The 15,587-nt window shown below is 67.0% G+C and carries 14 protein-coding genes and 1 pseudogene; 6 read left to right on the forward strand and 9 right to left on the reverse strand.

The genetic code is table 11. The features are described from left to right. Positions 1-110 precede the first annotated feature (110 nt). The 4 genes and pseudogenes from sthA to A5645_RS27825 all read left to right on the forward strand — a co-directional run. Positions 111-1,517 (forward strand): Si-specific NAD(P)(+) transhydrogenase, encoded by a 1,407-nt coding sequence (gene sthA, locus A5645_RS16120; RefSeq protein ID WP_155768040.1) that lies wholly within the window; start codon positions 111-113, stop codon positions 1,515-1,517. 181 nt (positions 1,518-1,698) lie between these two features. Further along, on the forward strand, positions 1,699-2,667 hold the full coding sequence (locus tag A5645_RS16125; protein ID WP_065037541.1) for a proteasome assembly chaperone family protein: 969 nt from the start codon (positions 1,699-1,701) through the stop codon (positions 2,665-2,667). A gap of 30 nt (positions 2,668-2,697) precedes the next feature. Further along, a complete protein-coding gene (locus tag A5645_RS16130; protein WP_065037542.1) occupies positions 2,698-3,723 on the forward strand; it encodes an alpha/beta fold hydrolase in 1,026 nt (341 codons plus the stop codon). Positions 3,724-3,802: 79 nt separating this feature from the next. Continuing rightward, a pseudogene (locus tag A5645_RS27825) lies at positions 3,803-3,949 on the forward strand (PhzF family phenazine biosynthesis protein); the annotation flags it as partial. Positions 3,950-3,955: 6 nt separating this feature from the next. Here A5645_RS27825 and A5645_RS16135 read toward each other — a convergent pair. The 3 genes from A5645_RS16135 to A5645_RS16145 all read right to left on the reverse strand — a co-directional run bounded on the left by A5645_RS16135 (position 3,956) and on the right by A5645_RS16145 (position 5,516). Beyond that, positions 3,956-4,441, reverse strand: coding sequence for a peroxynitrite isomerase (locus A5645_RS16135; RefSeq protein ID WP_065037543.1), 486 nt, complete (start codon positions 4,439-4,441; stop codon positions 3,956-3,958). A 23-nt stretch (positions 4,442-4,464) separates the two neighbouring features. Then, positions 4,465-4,926 carry a transcriptional regulator NrdR gene (nrdR, locus tag A5645_RS16140; RefSeq protein ID WP_036354954.1) on the reverse strand — a complete coding sequence of 154 codons (462 nt, stop codon included), beginning with the start codon at positions 4,924-4,926 and terminating at the stop codon, positions 4,465-4,467. Positions 4,927-5,009: 83 nt separating this feature from the next. After that, positions 5,010-5,516, reverse strand: coding sequence for a LysM peptidoglycan-binding domain-containing protein (locus tag A5645_RS16145; RefSeq protein ID WP_065037544.1), 507 nt, complete (start codon positions 5,514-5,516; stop codon positions 5,010-5,012). Positions 5,517-5,799: 283 nt separating this feature from the next. Between A5645_RS16145 and lexA the strand changes: the two genes are divergently transcribed. Further along, positions 5,800-6,498 (forward strand): transcriptional repressor LexA, encoded by a 699-nt coding sequence (gene lexA, locus A5645_RS16150; RefSeq protein WP_065130222.1) that lies wholly within the window; start codon positions 5,800-5,802, stop codon positions 6,496-6,498. 3 nt (positions 6,499-6,501) lie between these two features. Here the strand turns inward: lexA and A5645_RS16155 are convergent, their stop codons facing one another. After that, a complete protein-coding gene (locus A5645_RS16155) occupies positions 6,502-8,835 on the reverse strand; it encodes an LGFP repeat-containing protein (protein ID WP_065130223.1) in 2,334 nt (777 codons plus the stop codon). A gap of 302 nt (positions 8,836-9,137) precedes the next feature. On the opposite strand from A5645_RS16155, the gene A5645_RS16160 reads away from it, so the two are divergent. After that, entirely contained in the window at positions 9,138-10,331 is a 1,194-nt protein-coding gene (locus A5645_RS16160; protein ID WP_065130224.1) for a TerC/Alx family metal homeostasis membrane protein, read from the forward strand. Between the two features lie 23 nt (positions 10,332-10,354). On the opposite strand, the gene A5645_RS16165 is transcribed toward A5645_RS16160, so the two are convergent. From A5645_RS16165 to A5645_RS16185, 5 genes are all read right to left on the reverse strand, one after another. Next, entirely contained in the window at positions 10,355-11,515 is a 1,161-nt protein-coding gene (locus A5645_RS16165; protein WP_065120000.1) for an acyl-CoA dehydrogenase family protein, read from the reverse strand. Positions 11,516-11,615: 100 nt separating this feature from the next. Beyond that, a complete protein-coding gene (hflX, locus tag A5645_RS16170; RefSeq protein WP_065130225.1) occupies positions 11,616-13,046 on the reverse strand; it encodes a GTPase HflX in 1,431 nt (476 codons plus the stop codon). 49 nt (positions 13,047-13,095) lie between these two features. Beyond that, positions 13,096-13,965, reverse strand: a complete 870-nt coding sequence (gene dapF, locus A5645_RS16175) for a diaminopimelate epimerase (RefSeq protein ID WP_065037549.1) — start codon at positions 13,963-13,965, stop codon at positions 13,096-13,098. A gap of 4 nt (positions 13,966-13,969) precedes the next feature. Next, the gene (miaA, locus tag A5645_RS16180) at positions 13,970-14,896 is read right to left on the reverse strand and encodes a tRNA (adenosine(37)-N6)-dimethylallyltransferase MiaA (protein WP_065130226.1); all 927 of its coding nucleotides are present in this window, start codon (positions 14,894-14,896) and stop codon (positions 13,970-13,972) included. Further along, positions 14,893-15,576, reverse strand: coding sequence for a class III extradiol ring-cleavage dioxygenase family protein (locus A5645_RS16185; protein WP_065130227.1), 684 nt, complete (start codon positions 15,574-15,576; stop codon positions 14,893-14,895). The genes miaA and A5645_RS16185 overlap by 4 nt, the downstream gene beginning before the upstream one ends. Between the last annotated feature and the right edge of the window lie 11 nt (positions 15,577-15,587).

Here is a 15,587-nt window from a genome sequence, read left to right on the forward strand (position 1 = left end):
CGTCCACGCTGACGACACCCACCGTCAGTTCGTGCTCGCACAACGTGATTCAGCCGCCCGCTTGTGGAGAAAGTCGCGACTGTGGGCTCTATCGTCTAACCATGACTTCCATGCGCGAATACGACCTGGTCGTTCTCGGATCCGGGCCCGGCGGCCAGAAGGCCGCGATCGCCGCGGCAAAGCTGGGTAAGTCGGTCGCGATCGTCGAGCGGGGCCGGATGGTCGGCGGTGTCTGCGTGAACACCGGCACCATCCCGTCGAAGACGCTGCGGGAGGCGGTCGTCTACCTGACCGGCATGAGTCAGCGCGAGCTGTACGGCGCCAGCTACCGGGTCAAGGACAAGATCACCCCGGCCGACCTGCTCGCCCGGACCCAGCATGTGATCGGCAAACAGGTCGACGTGGTGCGGTCGCAGCTGATGCGCAACCGGATCGACCTGGTGCTCGGGCATGGCCGCTTCGTCGACCCGCACACCATCCTGGTGGAGGAAGACGCCCAGGGCGAGCGGGTGACGGTCAGCGGCGACTACATCGTCATCGCCACCGGCACCAAGCCGGTGCGGCCATCGGGGGTGGAGTTCGACGAGAAGCGGGTGCTGGATTCCGACGGCATCCTGGACCTGCGGTCGCTGCCGGCCTCGATGGTGGTGGTCGGCGCGGGGGTGATCGGTATCGAGTACGCGTCGATGTTCGCCGCGCTGGGCACCAAGGTCACCGTCGTCGAGAAGCGCGACACGATGCTGGACTTCTGTGACCCCGAGATCGTCGAGGCGCTCAAGTTCCACCTGCGCGACCTGGCGGTGACGTTCCGCTTCGGCGAGGAGGTCACCGCGGTCGACGTCGGCGCCTCGGGCACCGTCACCACTTTGGCCAGCGGCAAGCAGATCCCCGCCGAGACGGTGATGTACTCGGCGGGCCGGGAGGGGCAGACCGAGCATCTCGGCTTGGAGAACGCCGGGCTCGAAAGCGACCACCGCGGACGGATATTCGTCGACGACCAGTTCCAGACCAAGGTCGAGCACATCTACGCCGTCGGGGACGTCATCGGGTTCCCCGCGCTGGCGGCGACCTCGATGGATCAGGGCCGACTGGCGGCCTACCACGCGTTCGGGGAGCCCACCGAAGGCATCACGGCCCTGCAGCCGATCGGCATCTACTCGATCCCGGAGGTGTCCTACGTCGGCGCCACGGAAGTGGAACTGACCAAGCAGTCGATCCCCTACGAGGTCGGCGTGTGCCGGTACCGTGAACTGGCCCGCGGCCAGATCGCCGGTGACTCCTACGGCATGCTCAAGTTGCTCGTGTCGACCACCGACCGCAAGTTGTTGGGCGCGCATCTCTTCGGAACCAGCGCCACCGAAATGGTCCACATCGGGCAGGCCGTGATGGGTTGCGGCGGCACCGTCGACTATCTGGTGGACGCGGTGTTCAACTACCCGACGTTCTCTGAGGCGTACAAGGTCGCGGCGCTGGACGTGACGAACAAGATGCGCGCCCTCAACCAGTTCCGGCGCTGAACCGCCTCGCGTCCCACCGTGGCAAATCGCTGGGTACCAGCAAGCGAATAGAATTCCCGCCGTATGCGTTGATCGTGGTGCCAGCAAATCTCGTGCGGTGCCGGCTTGGGACCCCCTCGATTGAGAGACACTGGGTAGGGGAACCTAGAGGGACCCGTGTGACCCCGAGAGGAGGAGCACCATGACCCACCCTGATGAGGCGCATGACTACCAGCCGGGCCAATCCGGCATGTACGAGCTCGAATTCCCGGCGCCGGTGCTGTCGACGTCCGACGGGCGCGGTCCGGTGTTGGTGCACGCCCTGGAGGGCTTCTCGGATGCCGGTCACGCCATCCGGTTGGCTTCCCGCCACCTCAAGGCGGCGCTGGACACCGAGCTCGTCGCCTCGTTCGCTATCGACGAACTGCTGGACTACCGGTCCCGGCGGCCACTGATGACGTTCAAGACCGACCACTTCACCCACTACGACGACCCCGATCTCAGTCTCTACGCGCTGCGCGACAGTGTCGGCACGCCGTTCCTGCTGCTCTCCGGCCTGGAACCGGACCTCAAGTGGGAACGGTTCATCACCGCGGTGCGGCTGCTGGCCGAACGGCTCGGGGTGCGCCAGACCATCGGCCTGGGCACCGTGCCGATGGCGGTCCCGCACACCCGCCCGGTCACCATGACCGCGCACTCAAACAACCCAGAGCTGATCGCTGATTTCACCCCATGGATTTCCGAGATCCAGGTTCCGGGCAGCGCCTCAAACCTGTTGGAGTACCGGATGGCTCAGCACGGCCATGAAGTCGTCGGGTTCACCGTGCACGTTCCGCACTACCTGACGCAGACCGACTACCCCGCCGCCGCGCAGGCGTTGCTCGAGCAGGTCGCAAAGGCCGCAGCGCTCGAGCTTCCGCTGACCGCCCTGACCGACGCCGCCGCCGAGATCCGGACGAAGATCGACGAGCAGGTGCACGCGAGCGCTGAAGTCGCTCAAGTGGTGGCGGCCCTGGAGCGCCAGTACGATGCCTTCATTGACGCTCAGGAAAACAGGTCCTTGCTCGCCCATGACGAGGAGCTGCCGAGCGGCGATGAGCTGGGCGCCGAGTTCGAGCGGTTCCTGGCGCAGCAGGCTGAGAAGAAATACGACGACGACGACAAGAAATAACGCCCCCATCGACCCGACAAGGCTGGCGACATGACCGAGCGGAAGCGCAATCTTCGCCCGGTGCGGGAAGTGACCTCCCCGTCGCTGCAATACCGCACCATTCACGGCTACAAGCGGGCGTTCCGGATCGCCGGATCCGGTCCGGCAATCCTGTTGATCCACGGCATCGGTGACAACTCCACCACCTGGACCGGTATCCACGCCAAGCTCGCGCAGCGGTTCACCGTCATCGCGCCGGATCTGCTCGGTCACGGCAAGTCCGACAAACCGCGCGCCGACTACTCGGCCGCGGCGTACGCCAACGGCATGCGTGATCTGCTCAGCGTCCTGGACATCGAGCGGGTCACCATCATCGGTCATTCGCTTGGCGGTGGGGTGGCGATGCAGTTCGCCTATCAGTTCCCCCACCTCGTGGACCGCTTGATCCTGGTGGGCGCAGGCGGCGTCACCAAGGACGTCAACATCGCGCTGAGGTTCGCCTCCTTGCCGCTGGGCTCTGAAGCGTTGGCGCTGCTGCGCCTGCCCATGGTGTTGCCGGCGGTTCAGTTGCTGGGCCAGCTGGCGGGACTCGCGCTCGGTTCGACTGCCTTGGGCCGCGATCTGCCCAACATGCTGCGGATTCTCAACGACCTCCCCGAACCGACGGCCTCGTCGGCGTTCACCCGGACCCTGCGAGCCGTCGTCGATTGGCGCGGACAGATCGTCACCATGCTGGACAGGTGTTACCTGACCGAAGCCATCCCTGTGCAGATCATCTGGGGCGCAAAGGATTCGGTGATCCCGGTTCGGCATGCCCACATGGCGCACGCCGCGATGCCGGGCTCGCGACTGGAAATCTTCGAGGATTCCGCGCATTTCCCCTTTCACGACGACCCGGCCCGGTTCCTCGACGTCGTGCAGAACTTCATCGACACCACCGTCCCCCCCGAGTACGACCAGGCCGCACTGCGTGAGTTGCTCCGCAGCGGCGGCGGCGCGCGGACCGTGTCCGGGCCGACCGACACCCGGGTCGCCGTGCTGAACGCGATGGGGGCCGACGAACGCAGCGCCACCTGACCGACCCGGCGATGAGCGTCGAAGTCACGGTGTTGCGCGTCTTTACGGACGCCGCCGACGGAAATTTCGGAAACTTGTTGCGATGCGGATCACCAAATACCTGAGCAGGAATCTGCGCATCACCCAAGGCAGCGGTTCACTGCTGCACACCACCTGGAATCCGCAGGGCTGGGTGCGGGTGGCCGGCCGCGTCGTCCACGACAGCGTCAAACGCGTTGGCTTATAACCATATTCAGCTTTGCCGTCGCAGCACGGCGGAAAGGTGGTGCTGTAGGGGCTGACCGACCGCCCCCATCCGCAGCGAATAGGAAAGCTCATCACCGTCGATGCGGAAGGAGCGGCCCAACGCGCTGACCTCCTTGGCCGTCGGGGTCAGCCCGACCGACGTGGTGACCAACCCGAGTTCGATGACGCCGTCACTCAACGAGTATGTGCCGACCTCGATTTCGGTGATACCGCTCGGGTGGGCCAGCACCAGCTCGACCTGACCGGGCTGCGGCACCCGCAGATAGCCGGCCTCGGCATGCAGCGGCTTGCCCTCGGCGACGGACTTGGTCTTCTGCGCGTAGCTCAGAAATGGCTTGCCGACGTGGGAGAAAACGACCTCTTCGAGGTATTCGAACGGCTCGATCGTCGGATACTCCCCCGCACCCCGTCCGGCCCAAACGCCAAGTAGCGGCGCCAAATGCTCGAGGTTGGGATGCAGGTCTGGCGGCATGGGGCCAGACTAGACGCCGCGCTTCAGCCCGAGGTGGACACCTTGCGGTGGGACCGCAACGCCTCGATCTCGCGCTCGAAGTCCTCGGCGGAGGAAAAGGACCGGTACACCGAGGCGAACCGCAGATAAGCGACCTCGTCCAGTTCGCGCAACGGCCCCAGTATGGCCAGACCCACCTCGTGGCTGGGCACTTCGGGCCCGGCCGCGCGCACCGAATCCTCCACCTGCTGCGCCAGCAGGTTCAACGCATCGTCGTCGACCTGGCGGCCCTGGCACGCCCGGCGCACCCCGCTGATCACCTTTTCCCTGCTGAAGGGCTCGATCACGCCGCTGCGCTTGACCACAGCCAGCACCGCGGTTTCCACGGTGGTGAACCGGCGCCCGCACTCGGGGCAGGACCGACGGCGGCGAATCGCCTGCCCCTCATCGGTTTCCCGGGAGTCGATCACTCGGGAATCCGGATGCCGGCAGAACGGGCAGTGCATGGCCGCTCCTTCGTGCTGACAACCCGGCGTGCAGAACACCCCGAGAGTACGCGGTATCGGCGTTGCGTCGCACCCGATGGCCCTCAGCCGACCGGCGCGATCAGGGTCTGGCCCGCGGCGACCGCGTTGGAATCCAGCGCGTTGAGATCACGAATCCTCTCGACCACGTCGCGAACCGGAGCGCCGGGGGCCACCCGGGCGGCCAGTTGCTGCAGCGACTCGCCCGGTTCCACCCGCACCACGGCCAGCGCGGCAGGTACGCGGCCCGAGGCGTCGGCCGATTCACCGTTGGCCATGGTGCCGAAGTTCGCCATCAGACCCAGCCACAGGGTGACGATGCCGGCCAGCAGCGCGAGCCCCACCGTCGTGGCGACTGAAACCGCACGCCGTCGGTGCGGGGCGGTCGATACCGCCACCCCGGTGCCGTAGTAGCGCAACGGCGTGCCGCCGGGACGCGCCGGCCCTGGCCGGTGGGGCCGGGGTTGTGTGGTGCGGTAAGCGGGCGACTCGCTGATCGGCCTGTTCACCGGCCTGTTCACCACCCGCTGCGCGTTCCAGGTGCGCTGCGGGGCCGCGTAGATGAGTGCCATGCCGTTCCCTCCGGTCGACTAACTATCGCTCGTGTGTTCGACCGTAGTCGCTCAGATGTTCGATATCGAACATCTGAGCGACGCGTGTCGCACGAGCAAAACGGTAGACCTCCCCACCGACAAGGTCTTGACGGTGGAAACCAGCTGGGTGACATTCGAATACCCGAACGCGCCGAAAGTTACACACTTGTGATTCGGCAGATTGCGGTATTTTTTTCGTCCGCTGACACGCCGGTCGAACACATGTTTGATTCTGGACGCGCCGGGCGCTACATTCAGAGCCATGAGCGACAGCAACGACCCTGCAGCAGCAAACCCGGACAGCCGCTTGCACGCTGTCGACGCAACGCTGACCGAGCGGCAACGCACCATTCTGGAGGTCATCCGCGCGTCGGTCACCACCCGCGGCTATCCGCCCAGCATTCGCGAGATCGGCGACGCGGTAGGCCTGACGTCCACCTCCTCGGTGGCGCACCAGCTGCGCACCTTGGAGCGCAAGGGCTACCTGCGACGGGACCCGAACCGTCCCCGCGCCGTCGATGTGCGCGGCGCCGACGACGCCGTCACCCCGCCGGTCACCGATGTCGCCGGCTCGGACGCGCTGCCCGAGCCCACTTTCGTCCCGGTGCTCGGCCGCATCGCCGCCGGCGGTCCGATCTTGGCCGAGGAGGCTGTCGAGGACGTGTTCCCGCTACCGCGGGAGCTGGTCGGTGACGGGACGTTGTTCCTGTTGAAGGTGGTCGGCGATTCGATGGTCGAGGCTGCCATCTGCGACGGCGACTGGGTGGTGGTGCGCCAGCAGAACGTCGCCGACAACGGCGACATCGTGGCAGCCATGATCGACGGCGAGGCCACCGTCAAGACGTTCAAGCGGGCGGGCGGTCAAGTGTGGCTGATGCCGCACAACCCGGCATTCGACCCGATCCCGGGCAACGACGCGACCGTGCTGGGCAAGGTCGTCACGGTGATCCGCAAGGTATAGGCGTCAGTCCGCCCGGACGAAGCCGTTCGCCAGGGCTACTTCCTCGGTGGCGAACCAGATCTCGGCCAGGGTGTCGTGGTAGAGCGCGCTGTCGGGCGTGTAGTAGAGGCCGAACCGGGCGCTGGCTTTGATGGGATAGCCATCCGGGGCCCGGTAAGGGTCGTCAACGAGCGGCAGATGAATGGTCGGCCGCCCGGCCGCCTGCGGCGCGGCGGCTGCTTGGGGCGCGGCGGCGAGTGCTGTCTCAACCGCCGGCGTCGCGGTTCCGTCCGGGTCCGCGGCCGCGTGTCGGCCCTGTCTCGACTCGATCAGCGGCTCCGCTTCGGGGATCTCCGCCTCGTCCGCCGCGGCGCCGGTCGGATAGAAAACGTCCGGGAACGCCCCGTCGTCGAGGGTCTGTCCGGTGTCGACGTCGGGCACCGGGGCGGCCGGCTCGTAGGTTTCCGGTACGTACTCCTCGGACACGAAGTCCTCGGGCGACACCGTCTCGGCAACTTCGGGCTCGATATCAACCGGCTCGCCAAGGGGTTCCTGAGCTGGAATCGGCGTGGTGGGCGTGGCGTCCGCCGCGTCGAGGTCGTCGTCATAACCGCGGTGCTCGTCGTGCTCGTCGTATCCGTCGTGCGCCTCGTATCCGGCGCGCGCTTCGTACTCGTCGTGAGCTTCGTACTCCTCGTGGGCTTCGTACTCTTCGTGGGCTTCGTACTCTTCGCGGGCTTCGTACTCGTCGTGGCCGGCGAGGCCGGGCTCCCCCAGCGGCGTCGCGACGCCGCCTCGGGACCAGCTGACCCGTCCACTCGAGCCCGGGTCGGACGCCGGCTGTGGCTCGGGCCGGTGGTCGGCGGGCGGGAATTGCTCTGAGCCGTAGCCGGCGTCGTCATGCGGCGGCCAGTGCTCGTCGGGATGGGCATCGAAGTCACCCGCGTCGTAGCCGTGGTCGGGGTAGCCAGCGCTGTCCCGCGCTCCGCGACGACGGCGCAGCCCCGCGACCACCAGCACACACATCACAATCAGCAGCAACACCGGGACTGCCGCCACCAGCCACCACCACTGGAAGGAGAACTTCTTGCCGGGCGGCGGCGCTGCGGAGTTGGCGGGCTGATTCTGACCGGAGACCTGCAGCCCGGACAGCAGCGGCGCCAGGTTCGAGGGATCGGTCGTGAAGGTGTTCTTGGCGCGATTCCACGAGATCTTGCCGCCGGTGAACTTCTGCGACACCACGTCGCCTTCGACGGTCTGATCGGCAACCGGGGCGCCGAGTTTCCCGGTGGCTCCTTTGAGCTTGTCCCAGGCGGCCTTCATCGCCCCGCGCACGACGAACGCGCCGTGGTCGGGCGTCCAGAAGATCACCGGCTTGTCGGCGGCGGAGAACGTGGCGACGCGACTGGCCGGCGTGATGCCGCCGTCGGCCTCGTTGGTGATCGGGAAGCCCAACTCGCTGCCGACGGGACCGCCGAGTGCCTCGTACTTCTGCAGGATCGGGCCCTCGACGGCGTTGGCGCCGGTGGCCGGGCTGAAGAAGATCTTGCCGCCGTTGAAGTCCTGGGCGATCCCGTCGCCACCGATGGGGTACTGATCGCCCTTTTTGGCACCCAACGGGCCGCTGGCGCCGCCGGCGGCGCGCCAGGCCATGTTGATGGCCGCGGTGGGGTCGATCGCCACCTGCAGGCCTTTGAGTACATCGGCCAGGTTCGGCGGATTGGTGGTGAACTCCTTGGTCTTGCGGTTCCAGGACACCTGCCCGCCGGTGAACTTCTGCGTGGTTACCTCACCGTCGTAGGTTTCGTCCCCGATCGGAGCGCCGAGCACCCCGCCGGAGCTGCCGAGCTTGTCCCAGGCGGCGTTCAGAGCACCACGCACGACGAACGCGCCATGGTCGGGCGTCCAGAAGATCACCGGGTTGTCGCTGGCCGCAAACGTGCTCACCCGGCTGTCCGGCCCGGCCAGCCCGGGCACTTCGTTGATGCTTGGGAAACCCAGATCGCTGCTCGCCGGGCCGCCGAGCGACTCGTATTTGTCCAGGATGGGGCCGAACATGTATTTCGCTCCGGTGGCGGGCGTGAAGAACATCTTGCCGCCGTCGAAGTCCAGTGCGAACCCATCACCGATCGGGTAGACGTCGCCCTTCCTGGCGCCGAGTGTCGAGGTGTCGCCACCGGCTTTCTCCCATGCGGCCATCATGGCGGCCTCGGCATCGCCGATCGGAGACGCGGACGCGGTCGGCGCCGGCAACACCGTGGTCAACCCGAGCGTCAACCCCGTAAGCAGCGCGGAAACCGCCAAGCCAATAAACGCACGCCCGACCAGCTTGCTCAATTGACCCCTCTGCCCGTTCACCAAGCCTCCCAGCCGATGCCCTGCTCGCCTGGCGAGCCGGCGGATTCACCGCCGTGGGCCGTTCCCCAGCTCCGATCCACATCGATACCGGGCTCGCATAACTTTGCTTTAGCGACCGAGAAATGCGAAGTCAAATCATAAATGTTACGGAAACGGATATCGACCTGATGTCGAAATGATGCCGTGCCGCGGTCATGTCGCGAGAATGCGCGCTGCGGGCGACACACTCGTTGGGTTACCGTGCCGGAGACCCCGTCCCGCCCGGGATGCCGATTGTTCACGTGAGAGGAAACCCAGCGCCCATGGGTGTTTCCGGACCTGTCTGGGCCCTCACGATCGCTGTGATCGCGGCATTGATGCTGTTCGACTACGCCTTCCAGATCCGCAAAACGCACGTACCGACGCTACGTGAGGCCGCCATCTGGTCAACCTTCTATATCGGGATTGCCTTCGTTTTCGGCCTTGGCATAGCCCTTTTCGGCGGTACCCGGATGGCGATCGAATACTTCGCCGGCTATCTGAGCAACGAAGCCCTGTCCGTGGACAATCTGTTCGTATTCCTGGTCATCATGGGCGGTTTCGCCGTGCCGCGGGTCGCGCAGCAGAAGGTTCTGTTGTTCGGTATCGCTTTCGCGTTGGTCGCGCGAACGGTGTTCATCGTCTTGGGCGCCGCGCTGTTGAGCACTTACAACTCGGCTTTCTACCTGTTCGGCCTCTTGCTGTTGTTCATGGCCGGCAAACTTGCCAAACCCGCGGAGCCGGAAGCAGATACCGCCGACAACGTCGTCATCCGGCTCGCCAACCGGTTCCTGCACACCGCCAAGCACTACGACGGCGACCGGCTCTTCACCGCGGAAGACGGCAAGCGGGTGATGACGCCCCTGCTGTTGGTGATGATCGCCGTCGGCGGCACGGATCTGTTGTTCGCCTTCGATTCGGTGCCGGCGATGTTCGGTCTGACGCAGAACGTCTACCTGGTTTTCGCAGCAACGGCGTTCTCGCTGTTGGGCCTTCGCCAGTTGTACTTCCTGATCGACAATCTGCTGGATCGGCTGATCTATCTGTCTTACGGCCTGGCCGTGATTCTCGGGTTCATCGGGATCAAACTGATCCTGGAAGCGCTGCACGACAACAACCTTCCGTTCATCAACCACGGCCAGCCGGTCCCGGTCGTAGAACTCAGCATCACGACGTCGCTGCTGGTGATCGTCGCCGTCCTGCTCATCACCACGCTCGTCTCGCTGCTCTCCGCCCGAGGACGCACGCTGAACCTGGCCGCGCGAGCCCGCCGGCACGCAGAGGAATACCTAGACCTGATCGGCGGACTGCAGCCGCGGGACAACCTCGACCAGCGGCACAGCACCTACGCCGCACTTCTCCGGGTGGAGCACCAAATCGATTCGCTCCCAGACAGATACAGCGCAGAGATCAGGCAGGACGAGGAGCTCGCGACGCTACTGCGCAGCGTGCACGACGCCCACGAGGCGCACGGCTGAGCCAAATACCCGCTAGATACCCGCTAGATACCCAGGGTGCGGCCGATGATCTCCTTCATGATCTCGGTCGTGCCGCCGTAGATGGTCTGCACGCGGGCGTCCAGATAGGCACGGGCGACGTTGTATTCGCGCATGTAGCCATAACCGCCGTGCAGCTGCAGGCAGCGGTCGATCAGGTGCACCTGCTTCTCGGTGGAGTACCACTTGGCCATGGCCGCCTGTTCGGCCGTCAGCTTGCCTTCCAGGTGCAGGGCCAGGAAATTGTCCACCATGATGCGCACCACGGTGGCCTCGGTCGCCAGTTCAGCCAGCAGGAACCGGCTGTTCTGGAAACTACCGATCGGCTTGCCGAAAGCCTTGCGCTCCTTCGTGTATTGGATCGTTTCTTCCAGCACGGTTTCCATGGCCGTGGCGGCCATCACCGCGATGTTGATTCGTTCCTGCGGCAGGTTCTGCATCAAGTAGATGAAGCCCATGCCCTCCTCGCCGAGGAGGTTCTCGACGGGCACCTTGACATCCGTGAAGGAGAGTTCCGCTGTGTCCTGGGCGTCCAGGCCGATCTTGTCCAGGTGCCGGCCGCGTTCGAAACCCTCCATGCCGCGCTCGACGACCAGCAGGCTGAACCCCTGCGCGCCCTTTTCGGGGTCGGTCTGGGCCACGACGATCACCAGGTCGGAGTTGATTCCGTTGGTGATGAACGTCTTTGACCCGTTCAGGACGTAGTGGTCGCCCTGTTTGACGGCGCGCGTCTTGATGCCCTGCAGGTCGCTGCCGGTACCGGGTTCGGTCATCGCGATCGCGGTGATCAACTCACCGGAGCAGAACTTGGGCAGCCAGCGCTGCTTCTGCTCGTCGTTGGCCAGGTGCAGCAGGTAGGGGGCGATGATGTCGTTGTGCAAGCCGAACCCGATGCCGCTGTAGCGGCCCCGGGTGGTCTCCTCGGTGACGATCGTGTTGTAACGAAAGTCGGGATTGCCCCCGCCGCCGTACTCCTCGGGGACGGCCATGCCCAGGAAGCCTTGCTTGCCGGCCTCCAGCCACACTCCGCGGTCGACGATCTTGGCCTTCTCCCACTCCTCGTGGTACGGCGCGACGTGCCGGTCAAGGAAGGCGCGATAGGACTCGCGGAACAGATCGTGCTCGGGTTCGAAGAGAGTGCGCTGGTATTTGACGGCACTGCCCATGCGGACGACCTCCGTTGGTCTGAGATAGGTGCGGGACTCCTGCCCAAGATATACCAACCGGGTGGTTGGTAGGCATCGGGCGTGGCCGGGGCTGTGCGGGTCAGTCCTGCGGGCCGTATTCGCGCAGCGCAGCGGCCAACGCCACTGGGACCCTGCCGCGCAGCCGGGTGCCGTCGGCCTGGTGGTCCTCCTGCTGGACGCGACCGTCGGAGTGCACGCGGGCGACCAGATCGCCGCGATCATAGGGAATGACCACATCCACCGCGGTGTCGGTGGGCACCGCGAGCTCCGCCATCCGCCGTCGCAGCGTGTCGATGCCCTCACCGGTACGCGCGGAGACGAAGACGGCCCCGGGCAGTTCGTGGCGGAGCCTGGCCAGCATCAAGTCCCCGGCCGCGTCGACCTTGTTGACCACCAGCAACTCCGGCGGCGGGTCCGCCCCGTATTCGGCAACCACCTCCGAGATCACCTCGCGCACGGCGCTGATCTGCGCGAGCGGATTGACGTCGGAACCGTCCACCACGTGCACCAGCAGGTCGGCATCGACCACTTCCTCCAGCGTCGACCGGAACGCCTCGACCAGCTGAGTCGGCAGGTGCCGCACGAAGCCGACGGTGTCGGTAAGCACGTAGGGCCTGCTGTCGTCGAACACCGCCCGCCGGGTGGTGGGCTCCAGCGTCGCGAACAGTGCGTCCTGCACCAGCACACCCGCGCCGGTCAGCGCGTTGAGCACGCTGGACTTGCCCGCGTTGGTGTACCCGACAATCGCAATAGAGGGCATGTCGGCGTGCAGCCGGCGGCTGCGCTGGGTGTCGCGGACCTGCTTCATCGCCTTGATCTCGCGCCGCAGCTTGGCCATCCGCTCCCGGATGCGACGCCGGTCGGTCTCGATCTTGGTTTCACCGGGGCCGCGCAGACCCACGCCGCCGCCGCTCCCGCCGGCGCGACCACCGGCCTGCCGCGACATCGACTCACCCCAGCCGCGCAGCCGCGGCAGCATGTATTCCATCTGCGCCAGCGATACCTGCGCCTTTCCTTCCCGGCTGGTGGCGTGCTGAGCGAAGATGTCCAGGATCAGCGCGGTGCGGTCGATCACCTTGACCTTGACCGCCTTTTCCAGCGCGGTGAGCTGGGCCGGAGACAGTTCGCCGTCACAGATGACGGTGTCGGCGCCGGTGGCCAGCACCACCTCGCGCAGTTCCTGCGCTTTCCCCGAGCCGATGTAGGTCGCGGGGTCGGGCTTGTCGCGGCGCTGGATCAGGCCCTCGAGGACCTGGGAGCCGGCCGTCTCGGCGAGCGCGGCCAACTCGGCCAGGCTGGCCTGGTTGTCGGCCGCGGTGCCCTCGGTCCACACACCGACCAGCACGACCCGTTCCAGCCGCAGCTGCCGGTATTCGACCTCGGACACGTCGGCGAGTTCGGTCGACAGCCCGGCGACGCGGCGTAGCGCCGAACGGTCTTCGAGCGCGAGCTCACCAAGGCTCGGGGCGGTTTCGGGGATGCCCGTCTCGGGCGAATCTGGATATGTCATAGCTGATTTCGATGGTGGCACGTCGAGCAGATCCGTGCACTCGAATAAATCACGCCGGCGCGTCCCACCAGCGGTCGTCCAGCTCGCCGCGCGCCACCAGCACCGACGGTCCGCGCAGGAAGCTGGTCGCGTCGGTGACGGTGACGGTGACGTCCCCCCCGGGCACGCGCACGGTGAGGGTGCCGGTATCGGCGCCGGTGCTGGCCAGCGCCGCGACGGTGGCCGCCACCGTTCCAGTGCCGCAGGAGCGGGTCTCGCCCACGCCGCGTTCGTGCACCCGCATGGTGACGGCACCATCGCGTGGGACGGTGAGGACCTCGACGTTGACCCCCTCCGGGAATTGGGTGGCGTCGAACTCGACCGGGCCCCCGACGTCAAGGGCAGCCAGGTCCTCGATGCTCAGATGTGGGTCCGCGCAGGCCAGGTGCGGGTTGCCGACGTCGATGGCGATTCCGTCAAACCGCCGGCCCCCGACAACCGCCTGTCCGGCGCCCAGCCTGCTGGCCTTGCCCATGTCCACGGTGACGTCGGCCATCGTTTGATCACTGTGGTGCAGCGTGACCGGCCGCGGTCCGGCCAGCGACCCGACGACGAACTCGTCGCGCGACTCGCAGCCGCTGGCACGCAGGTAATGCGCGAACACCCGCACCCCGTTGCCGCACATCTGGGCGCGCGATCCGTCGGCGTTGCGGTAGTCCATGTACCAGTCGTCGCTACTGACACCGTCGGGCAGTCGGTCGAGCACGCCGGCGTTGACGGCCACACCGGCGGTGGTGACCCGCAGGACGCCGTCGGCGCCGAGGCCCCGGCGCCGGTCACACAGCGCGACCACCCGGTCGGCCGTGAGGGCCAACCGGGCATCGAGGTCGGGCAACACGACGAAGTCGTTCTGGGTGCCGTGGCCCTTGGCGAATTGCACCCGATCAGGATACGTGCCGCCAGGCCGCCACCGCGTCCTCGACGGCGCCGGCCGCCACCGCGTCCAGCCAGTGCACCCGGTGGTCACGGCGAAACCAGGACCGTTGGCGTCGGACATAGCGGCGGGTGCCGATGAAGGTCTGTTCGCGCGCCTCGCGCAGCAGGTCCGTCGTCCCGCCGGCATCGAGGGCGGCGATCACCTGGGCATACCCGAGCGCCCGGGATGCGGTGACGCCGTCCCGCAGCCCCTGCTCGAGCAGCGCCCGAACCTCTCCGACCAGCCCGTCGGCGAACATCGTGTCGGTGCGCCGGGCCAATCGCTCGTCGAGACGCGTTGTCTCGCAATCCAATCCGACGATGACGGTGTCCCAGCGGGCGGTGCCGATGCGCGGCGCGGACGCGGCGAACGGCTGCCCGGTGAGCTCGATGACCTCCAGCGCCCGCACGGTGCGCCTGCCGTCAGTGGGCAGAATGGTGGCCGCTGCTGCCGGGTCCCGCAGCGCCAGCTCCGCATGCAACCTGCCCACCCCGACGTCGGCGAGGCGGCGCTCCCAGCGGGCCCGCACGGTCGGGTCGGTGGCCGGGAACGACCAGTTGTCGAGCAGCGACTGGATGTAGAGCATCGACCCGCCGACGATCACCGGCGCCGCTCCCCGGGCCATGATGGCTTCGATGTCGGCCGCGGCCGCCTGCTGGTAGTGGGCGACGGTCGCGGTCTGCGTGACGTCGAGGACGTCGAGCTGGTGATGGGGGATGCCGCGGCGCTGGTCGGCGGGCAGTTTGGCGGTGCCAATGTCCATCCCGCGGTAGAGCTGCATGGCGTCGGCGTTGACGATTTCGACCGCGACCTCGCGGCGCACCGCCTCGGCGACGTCGAGGGCCAGTTGGGACTTGCCGGTACCCGTCGGACCGATGATCGCGAGCGGTCTCACGGCTGCCAAACGCCGGTGAAGTAGCCCACGCCGTAGGGTGCGCCGCGGTAGAGCTCCTTGGCCGAGCGCGGGCCGGGTTCGCTCAGGCCGGCCAGCACCCCGAACGCCACCCGGCCCAGCACCCGCGGGGGCAACCGGACCAGTGTGTCGGTATCGCCGGTGGCCAGCGCGTCGTCGAGCAGCCGCTGGGCGTCGGCGCCGCTCGGGTCGTAGCCGCCGGGGGCCGCCGGTGTCAGCGTGTTGACGCCGTCGGCGACCACTAGGACGCCGATCGGTTCGGGCCGCTCGTCGATCTCGCCACGCAACCGACGGCCCCGGTCCCGCGCGTCGGTCGGTTCGATTTCATCGGCGTAGACCCGGACCTGCACGCTGGCGTCGGGCCGGACCTGCCCGCGCACCCAGGCGGCGATCAGCGCGCACAGCGGCATTTCGACCTCAGCGCGGGACTGAGGTGCGAGCCGCACTGGCACGTCGACGCCGAATCCGGCGAAGCTGCCGGCGCTATCCGGCTTCAGTACGTTGTCCGCGCGGCCGACGCCGATCGCGATCCAGCGGTCCGGCAACACGGCGGCCGCCGCGCCGACCGCCGCGGTCAGGTCGGACAGTTCACCGGCCGCGGCGCCGGATAGTTCGGGCACGAGCACCGGCGCGGAGGGAACGATGGCGATGGCGCTCAGCACGCCACCAAACT

Origin of the sequence: Mycobacterium asiaticum (assembly GCF_001673635.1) — a bacterium.
Classification (GTDB): domain Bacteria; phylum Actinomycetota; class Actinomycetes; order Mycobacteriales; family Mycobacteriaceae; genus Mycobacterium; species Mycobacterium asiaticum_C.